The following is a 10,448-nucleotide window of genomic DNA, read 5'->3' on the forward strand; positions in this document are numbered from 1 at the left end:
AACTCCTTCTTGAGAAAGGTTTTAATTTCCGAATATTCTGTTGACCGTTATAACATATCCAATTTACAATTTAATTGTGGTGTTCTTTCACAATTAAACTACTTAGAATACACTTCATTTATTTGAAAACAATTACAAATAGAGGTGCTAAAATGAAAACTAGAGTAAATCCAGAGTTATTACAAGGGTTAGAGATGTTTCCGGATCTCGATTTACGCCCAGAAAATTTGCAATCAATTAGAGAAGGAATAGCTCAAATGAGACCACCTACCGTTGTTGATGACTCTCTTTCTTTAACAGATAAAGTCATTGTTGGGCCTGATGATAATCCGTTACCATTACGAATTTATCGTCCAAAATCAAATCATGAATCTTTACCTGTCTTATTATGGATACATGGTGGAGGTTATATCTTAGGGTCTATAGATGATAACGATGATACTTGTATGAGGTTTGCAAAAGAAGCTAGCTGTGTGATTGTGTCTGTAGACTACCGCTTAGCACCTGAACACCCTTACCCAGCACCAATTGAGGATTGTTATTCAGCTTTAAAATGGATTGCTGATAATGCAAAGTCATTAAACATTGATTCGAATCGAATTGGGGTTGCAGGAGTAAGCGCTGGCGGTGGACTAACAGCAGCATTATCATTATTAGCACGAGATCGAAAATATCCTTCAATTTGTTTACAAATGCCACTATATCCAATGATTGATGACAGAAATGATACACCTTCAGCGAATGAAATTAAAGAGGGATTTGTTTGGAACCAAAAGGCAAATGAAGCTGGCTGGAAAATGTATTTAGGAGAAATGTATGGAACGGATCAAATCCCTGCCTATGCAGCACCTTCTCGAGCTGAGGATTATAGTGACTTACCGTATACTTACACATTTGTTGGTCAATTAGATCCATTCCGCAGCGAAACATTAACCTATGTAAGCAAACTAGCACAAGCTGGTGTTGATGTGGAGTTTCATTTATATCCAAATGCCTATCACTGGTTTGAAGGGTTAAATCCAAATACCGATGTATCTATTTATGCTGTGAACGAAATAGTACAAGCAATAAAGACTGGTTTCAAACGAGTATCCAAGGTTGAGGCTTAATCCCATTACAAGAGAAACACTTATAAATAGTATATATGTATTTATCATTTAAATATAATAGCCGATTCTAAATAAGAATCGGCTATTAATATGTAAAATCCGCCTAATATATCAAGGTTGAGAAACAGATATAAGATGTTTAGGCGATGTGTTTATTTCCTCTACTAATGCTTTTATGTTCATCATGATTTGAAGTATTTCTTCTTTTGTTGTTCTTGGGTTAATAGAGCAAAGTCGAATTACTACTTTTTCTTTTAATTTAGTCGTACTTAGCATAGCAAATCCTCTTTGATTAATTTCTTCCACCAATTTTTTGTTTATTTCATGAATTGTATCTGTAGATGTTAGCTCACATGGAATATAACGAAAAGTAACAATTCCTAATTGGGCAGGTGTTACTACTTCCCAATCTTTTTCTTTCCTTAAAAACTCTTCAACTTGTTCAGCTAGCATAATGCCATGATCAATTGCCTCACGAAAAGCTGTAACTCCGAATGCTTTAAAAGAAAGCCATACCTTTAATGCTCTAAATCTACGAGAAAGTTCAATTCCACGCTCCCCAAAATTCACTTTTTCTTCTATATTAGTTTCTGTATCCTTAATATACTCTGGGATCATACGGAATGTTTCACTTAAATATTGGCTATTTCGAATAAGTACACAACCAACATCATAAGGCTGAAAAAGCCATTTATGCGGGTCTAACGTTAAAGAATCGGCACGATGAATTCCACTTAATAACTCCCTTCCTTTTTCACTGAGAATTGCTGCAGCCCCATAAGCCCCATCCACGTGTAGCCATATATCTTCATCACCACATACATCAGCCAATTCATCGAGGGAGTCCACCGCTCCGCAATTCGTTGTCCCTGCATTAGCAATAACACAGAATGGTTTTTTCCCTTTTAATCGATCTTCTTTTATTTGTTTTCTTAAAGTACTAACTGAAATTTTTAAGTCTTCATCTGTCTCAATTTGGCAAATTTGATGCTGTTTAAAACCTAATACTTTAAGTGCTCGATCTACAGAAAAATGAGTTTGGTTAGAAAAATAAACAATCGCATTTTCTATGTCATTATTCAGCTTGACCTGTCTCGCTACAGTAAGTGCAGTCAAATTAGCCATGGAACCACCACTGACAAATAGTCCTTCAGCTGAATCAGGGAATCCTGGCATTGATTTTAACCAGTTAATTGTCGTTAATTCAATTTGTTCGGCACCTGCACCTACTATCCAAGCTGTAGGAAATACATTAAACCCACTTGCTAAAAAATCTGCTAATACACCAACATAATTATTAGGACCTGGCACAAAAGCCATAAAATGAGGATGATCCACATGAGTAATTTGATTAAACACATTGTTATTAAGAAAATGAAGTAATTCTTTTGGATTAGATCCGTTTTCCGGAATCGTTTCAATTAGCTTGTCTGTAAAAATATTACTATCAATCGTTTCTGAAACTGGTTTACTTTTTAAATGATTCATATGATCAACAATCAAGTCAACCGCTTGATATCCTAACTGACGCATCTCTTCGGCTGATAACTGCAAGTTTTTTGTCATTTGATTTACTCCTATTCTATTTAAAAAGGCGAGTTCTTGCTCGCCTTTTCATTTTTTATAATTTGTAATCACCAATTGCTTGTATTGGATTTTGAAGAATCATGTTGATTAATCCATGGATGTGATTTAATATTTCCTGTATTTTCTCTGCTTCATATACCGTTTGATCAAATCCAAACTTTATTGTAAGTTTTTCTTCAGGGAAGCACATAATTCCATACTTTACATGTGGCTCATCAACAACTTCGTAATCCGTGATAGCAAAATGTCTGTTTTCATTTGAAGAAAAGATTGCTGGATTAGTTGGATAGTTTTCAAAAACCCAAAGATGGTCAGTCAACTCAGTTTTTAATTCACTTTGCTTTTGTATATCAACAAATGAATAGTATGCATACTCATTACATTTCAATGTCTCTAGTTGTACCTTTTGCAGGAAATCCACAAAAGATTGTGTTTCTGTCCATGCTAATCGAATAGGCAAAACATTTGTGAACAGCCCGAACATATTTTCAATTCCTTCTACTTCGGGAGGTCTGACTGATACTAGATTAGGCAATACTACTTCTCTCGTTCCGTTAAATTTGCCAAGTAATATTCCCCATACAGCTAGTAGTGCTGTATTCATAGTTATATTGTTTTTAGTTACAAATGTCTGTAACTGATTAGTCAAATCCTTTTCTAATGTTAAATCCATAAAAGTGAAGTTTAACCCTTCACTTTTAGATGGGACTTTCTTTTTAGGAATACTAATTTTCTGATTGTATCCTGATAAATAATCCTGCCAAAAATGACGTGCTTTCTCATGATCTTGTGCCAAAGTCCAGTCTATGAATGTTTCAAAAGGTTTTACCATAGGTAACTCCGCCGTAGTTCCCGCATTTGTTGTTTCATAGAGCTGGAATAATTCGTCTATCAAAATGCTAACGCTCCAACCATCACATAATAGATGATGGGAACTCCAAATTACCTTATGCTCGTTATTACCTAGTTGGAATATACAGAGACGGGTCATAAGTTCACCATTTTTAAATCCTTGACTTAAATTTTCATTCATCCACTGATCTAGGAATTCTTGCTGTTCTTGTTTCGTCATCTCAATTAAGTTTTTTATTTCTGAATTTATTTGAACATCATATAGAACAGCTTGCCAAGGTTTTGCTTGTTCATCTTGCACAATTATTGTTCTTAAAGAATCATGACGATCAACTAATTGTTGAAAACACTGAATAAAGAGTTTAATATCCAGCTCCCCCTCAAGTGCCCAAATTGTTTGTTCAAAATATGCATTTGTATCAGGTTCATTCGTAGCATGCTCATAAATAACTTCCTGGAAAGGTGCTAACGGATAAATACGTTCTATTTTTATATCCGGCATTTTTTCTTGTATTTTGGTAAGTGTATGTTGATTAAGTTGTTTATCTTTAACATTTAGTAATATAGCTTTATTATCGTTCATTATATTTACATCATTTGTTTGTGAACTTGAAAACTGGTCTAGCTTTTTAACAAATTGAACCATGTCCCTTAATATAGGAAATGAAAATAGATTTTTTGGTTCAAGCTCGAATCCTTGTCGATACAGTCTAACGGACACTTGAATCGCTTTTATCGAATCTCCACCTAAGGCGAAGAAATGATCATTTACTCCAACTTGATCTATTTTGAGTACTTCTTGCCAAATACTAGTTAATATTTTTTCCATTTCAGTTTTTGGGGCAATAAATACTTCATTTGTTTGTTTCTCCGGAGTAGGGAGCGCTTTTCTATCTAATTTCCCGTTTGGAGTCAGGGGTAATTGGTCTAAATAAACAAAATAAGAAGGAATCATATAATCTGGCAAGTGATCTCGCAAATGCTTTCGTAGTTCTGTTGTACTAATATTTTGCTCAGTTACCACATATGCAACTAAAAATTTTATTCCGTTCTCATCTGTTTGATCAATTACGACAGCATGTTCGACTTGTTTATAAGTTAGAAGACAATGAGAGATTTCTTCTAACTCTACTCGATATCCCTGAATTTTCACTTGGTAATCTTGGCGGCCTAAAAATTCAATATATCCCTCAGAATGCATTTTTCCACAATCTCCTGTTTTATATATAAGACCAAAATCAGGATGTGACACAAACGCTTCATTTGTTTTCTTTTCATCATTTAAATATCCTTTAGCAAGGCCCACTCCCCCGATATATAAATCTCCAATTACACCAACAGGGCAAATTTTCTTTTCATAGTTCAACACATAATACGTTTGGTTTGCCAAGGGCATCCCATATGGAATACTATTCCAATGTGATTCCACCTGTTTGACCGGATAATAAATTGACCAAATCGATGCTTCTGTTGCCCCTCCTAGTGAAACTACTTCTGCAATTGGAAAATGTCTTTTTATTTTTTCTGGTAAAGAAAGCGGAATCCAATCTCCACTATGTAAAACTAAACGTAAAGAAGGATATTCAAAATGAGAACCTACTTGATCCAATGCCAAATCCATGATTGCAGGCACTGTATTCCAAATTGTAATCCCTCTACGTTCGACAGTGCGGATTAATTCTTGCATGTCTCTTGGATCACGAATCATTATTAACATTGCACCTGTGCTTAAAGCTCCGAAAATATCGTATACAGATAGGTCAAAACACATGGAAGAGATACCAATAATACGATCATCTTCATTCACCTCATATTTTTGATTTATGTCTTGAATAGTATTTGTAACCGCTTGGTGAGTAATAATTACTCCTTTTGGTTTTCCTGTACTTCCTGAAGTGTATATAATATAGGCAATATCTTCTGGACCAGCAATAGCGGGCATATCTTCTGTTGTATAAAATGACAAATGATTTTCTTCATAAAGACTAGGTTCTAATAAAAGCTTGCATGAGCTATTTTTTAAAATATATGTTTGGCGATCTAAAGGATGATCGGGATCAATCGGAACATAAGCGGCACCTGATTTTAAAATACCTAACATATTAACAATTGTGTCAACTCGCCTTTTTGCTAAAAGACCCACTTTGTCACCTCGACCAATACCTTGCTCTTTTAAGAAGTGGGCAATTTGATTAGAACGTTTATGAAGTTCTGAGTATGTTAACCATTCTTGTTCAAATACCACTGCTACTTCATCGGGTGTACGTTTTACTTGGTCTGTAAATAATTGATACAGAGTAGTTGAAGGTATTTTTTCTGTTGTTTCATTGTATTGCTTAATTAAAGTTTGATCCGATTCTTTCATCTGCAAAGATGTTATATCGCTTTGTTTCACCAATTGTTCCAATAAGTCAACAAATTGGGAAAACATTGCTTCTATTACATCAACATCAAACAACTCTTCAACGTAGTTCCAGCTAATTAATAACTCTCCATTTTTTTCAATTACTACATTATCCAAATACACTTGTGGAGTCCGAGCATGAATATAGCGAAGAGAACCAAGTTGTTCCCAAGAGAAATCACCTGCACCTGCTAACATCGAGGTGAAAACGATTGGCATAACTGCTTTTGGCGTCATTTGATGATATCGAGTAAAATCTCGAATAAAGTTAACTCCATCGTAATGACGATGTTCAAGGCCATCTAATAAAGTAGCTTGCGTTTCTTTTACTCTAGTAAAGAAAGTTTGCTCTGGTTTTACATCAACATCCAATAAAATAAGTGATGTGAAATCTCCAACAATCTGTTCTACTTCATCATGAACAGGATAACGGTTAAATACAGTCAAGTTAATTGCTAATCGACGTTGATTACTCCAATATGCCAACACATCACCATATATTGTACAAAGTAGAGCGGAAGGCGTTACCTCTTTCTCTTGTGCTAACTTTCGTAGCTTTGTCCATTTTTTATTATCCAGGATTTTTGTAAGTGATTGGAAGTTAGGAGTAGCAATCTCTGCTGGATCCTTTTTTAACAGCAAAGAAGGTGCAAAAGGAAAGTCAGGAAGCTTACTTGTCCAATAATCTTTTGCTGTTTTATATTCTTCGCTTTGTTCCATTTCATCATAGATAAACATATAATCTTGAAAATCAAAAGATAAAGATTCTAATTTTTGATTTGGTTTATAATAATAATGCAACAAATCCTGTCCAACAATGTTCATGCTTGCTCCGTCCATTAATAAAGCATCGTATCGAAAACATAATAAATACGTGTCTTCTTTTAAAAGAAAAGCTTTCAATTCAAACAAAGGCCATTGCCCCAAAGGGAATACATGGTTAGTCATTCGAGAACGCTCTTCTTGTAAGCGAGCATGTTGATTCCTATCATCTAAATCTATGAGACTCACTATTTCAATCTCGTAATCAGGAACGCTTTGTAATATTTGCTGTTTTCCCTCTGGTAAAATTACAGCTCGCAACATTGGATGACGATGAATTACCTTTTGAAAACTTTTTGAAAGACGATTGATATCCAATGCTGTTTCATATTCAAAATATGTTTGAGGTGAAATACCGCTTAATTCAAACTGTGAATTCCGTCCTATCATATACGCTGTCTGAACTTCTGTTAAGGAAAATGGCTTAGACAAATCTTTAACATGAGTTGGTCTACTTTCAAGGTTTTCCTCTTTATGCTCTAACGTTACACAAGAACTCAATTGAGCGATTGTGGGGTGCTTAAAAAAATCTGTTGTACTTATTTTTAAGCAGTCTTTTCTTAATAAATTAATTACCTGAAGTGCTTTAATAGATTCTCCTTTTAATGCAAAAAAATTATCATGAATACCGATTCCCTCAATCTCCATAACTTTTTCCCATGCACGCACTAATTTTTGTTCAATTTCATTGCGCGGAGCAACGTATGGAATTGATACATAATCCGTTTGTGTTATATCCAACAATCTTTTTCTATCTACTTTTCCATTTGGATTCAATGGAATCTCTTCTACCTGAATCATTTTTTCAGGAATCATAAACTCAGGTAGTTTATCACTTAAATATTTTCTGATTTCACCAAAAGACACCTTGTTATCCGATACATAGTAGGCAGCTAATAATTTCCTATTTCCATACACTTGATCAACAACGATAGCCTGGTTTATTTCTGGATATTCCCTTAATCGAGTTTCGATTTCTCTTAATTCAATCCGATACCCCCGAATTTTCACTTGATGATCCATTCGACCTAAATATTCAAGTTCTCCATTAGGCAACCAACGAACGAGATCACCTGTATGATACATCATTTCCCCTGCCGCAAAAGGACTCGGTACAAACTTTTCATCTGTCAGTTTATTTTTACCAAGATACCCTCGTGCTACCGCTACGCCAGCAATGCAGAGTTCACCGGGAATTCCAAATGGTTTTAATTGGCCATACTTATTCAATATATAGGAATGATAATTCGGGTTAGGTTTGCCAATCGTAACTTCTTTGGAAGTGCTCAAGTCTTTTACTGTTGCGCAAATGGTTGTTTCTGTGGGACCATAAATATTTAAAATTGTTGCTTCACTGATACAACGAATTTTTTCAACCAAATCAATGGAAAAAGATTCTCCTGCTAATAAAATAGATTTTAAATCTTTTAGAAAATTTGCCCCTTCTGGATCACTCAAAATCACTTCCATTCGCGATGGCGTTGATTCCCATAAATCCACCTTATGTTTTTTGACTAAAAGAGCCAATTCTTTTGTTGCAAACTGGTCCTCTGTAGCAATTACTACTTTTGAACCTTGCGTTAAAGGAAGACATATTTCTAACAAGGAAATATCAAAAGATACACTAGCAAGAAACAAGAATGATTGATTAGCCTTTACTTTTTCTCTCATTACATTTAAAAAATGAATTAGCGATTTTTGTTCGATCATTACCCCTTTTGGATTTCCTGTCGATCCTGATGTGTAAATAACATAAGCCAAATCATTAGGATTATGTTCTCGTACTAAATTACTTTCTTCATCTTGGAAAAGATATTCTTTATCAAGATACAGTACTTCACCCGCAAATTGCGGCAATACTTCCTCTGTTCGCTTACTAAGTAAATATTTTGCTTGACTATCTTGTAACATATATTCAATTCGTTCAGTTGGGTAGTTAGGGTCGATTGGTAAATACGCTGCTCCTGCTTTTAAAATCCCCATCATACCAATAATCATTTCTAATGACCGATCTACCATAACGCCAATAATACTTTCTTTTGAAACACCTTTACTTTGAAGAATAGAAGCCAATTGATTCGCTTTCTTATTCAATTCTCTATATGTCAAAGATTGATCATTACAAACAACAGCAATTTGATCTGGAGTTTTTAATACTTGCGCTTCAAACAAATCTTGAAATGATTGAAACAAATCTATGCCCGTTTGAAAAGTATTCAATCCTTCTAACAACTCTTTTTCTTCTTCTGCAATAATACAAATATCTTTCAATGCCAAATTCGGATTTTGTGAAACTTGCTTTAAAACATAACAATACGAATTGGCAAACTGTTGCAAAGAAGAGAATGAACGGGACTTGCAAGAAATTTGAAATTCAAATTCATTATGTATTTCATTCCATTTTCTTCGTATCCATAGGACTAAATTATTCTCTGCGTATTCTTCTAGCGAATTTTCATTATGTAATCCTTCCATCCCGATTACAATTTGAAAAGGAGTTAAATTGTGTTTAACTAATAATTCAGAGAGCGGATACTCCTGATTTTCATACCCGAATAAAGTCGTTTGTTCAATCTCATTTACTAATTGTTTAAAGGTGTGATGCGGATGGATTTCACTTCCTAAAGGAATCAACTTATTAAGATTCTCACTTTGTTCAAGATTCTTTTCAATTATAGGAATACCAATAGTAATTCTTTCTTGATCTGTATAATGTGCCAAACAAACCCTTAAAGCGGCTTGAAACCAGCTAAATAATAATAAATCTTGAGACTTACTTATTTTTTGTATACTTTTACTAAATTCTACATTCACTATGACTTGAACGTACTCACAAGGTATTTCTTTATTTAGTTGGTAATCGCTATTAAATTTAAATACAGAAAAATCGAGAATCTCGGAAGATAATTGCTCCTTCCAAAACGCTTCTACTTCTTTATTTTCATGAATCGAACTTCGATCTTTAATGTGCATTTTTATCTTTTTCCCCCTAATATTCATTTCTTCTACTCGTTAATTTTTAAGCCAACTTCAAGCCCATGGAGAAACACTTGATGATTATCCAAACATAAAAATTGCTGAATATCTTCAAATTTCATATGACCAACTGAACAAATCCCTAAATTTAATGTCTCAGCAACCATATTTAAGGTAGCAGTGATAATGCCTGACTCAATACAAGCAAATAAATATCCATCTGAACCGTATTTCGGGATGGAAGCGTTCGCATTATAAACCAAATAAACTGAGAAGGCAGATTGAGTAAATAAATCCTGATTAATTAACTCATGATCACTTTTGATTACTTGATCAATGTTGTTTACAATCACAAGACTATTTTTTGATGGGTTATAATAATAAAATCCAGCTTTCATATCCTCTATACGTTTTGGTTTTACATAAACAAAGATATCAATGGGATAGAGCCCGCCTGCACTTGCGTAATGATAGTATATTTTTTCTTCCCTAACCTGTTTTAGAGTTGATAAGAATTGGGAAAATTCCGAAAAACTAATATGTTTTTCCATATCAAATTGACGACAGGACCTACGTTCCTTGATTATAGTAGGTAGCTCATTTGTTGTTTCAAGTTGAATTTCGCTCGACCGTGCAGCAACGTGCGTGCGATTTAATTGTTCACTCATATACTTATCTAACTTTTCTTTAGAGATCGG

4 protein-coding genes are annotated in these 10,448 nt (G+C 34.3%); 1 reads left to right on the plus strand and 3 read right to left on the minus strand.

All coding sequences use genetic code 11. The annotated features are described in order from the left end of the window. Positions 1–152 precede the first annotated feature (152 nt). Positions 153–1,109 carry an alpha/beta hydrolase gene (locus ACQGS6_RS17040; protein ID WP_426965343.1) on the plus strand — a complete coding sequence of 319 codons (957 nt, stop codon included), beginning with the start codon at positions 153–155 and terminating at the stop codon, positions 1,107–1,109. A gap of 111 nt (positions 1,110–1,220) precedes the next feature. Here the strand turns inward: ACQGS6_RS17040 and ACQGS6_RS17045 are convergent, their stop codons facing one another. The 3 genes from ACQGS6_RS17045 to ACQGS6_RS17055 all read right to left on the minus strand — a co-directional run. Next, positions 1,221–2,675, minus strand: a complete 1,455-nt coding sequence (locus ACQGS6_RS17045) for a pyridoxal phosphate-dependent decarboxylase family protein (RefSeq protein ID WP_426965344.1) — start codon at positions 2,673–2,675, stop codon at positions 1,221–1,223. Between the two features lie 55 nt (positions 2,676–2,730). Next, on the minus strand, positions 2,731–9,747 hold the full coding sequence (locus ACQGS6_RS17050) for a non-ribosomal peptide synthetase (protein WP_142318404.1): 7,017 nt from the start codon (positions 9,745–9,747) through the stop codon (positions 2,731–2,733). 32 nt (positions 9,748–9,779) lie between these two features. Continuing rightward, positions 9,780–10,448 (minus strand): SagB/ThcOx family dehydrogenase (locus ACQGS6_RS17055; protein WP_426965345.1); only part of this gene is annotated, 669 nt, incomplete at its 5' end.

Origin of the sequence: Bacillus sp. GMs2/2, from assembly GCF_050172095.1 — a bacterium.
GTDB lineage: Bacteria > Bacillota > Bacilli > Bacillales > Bacillaceae_G > Bacillus_A > Bacillus_A cereus.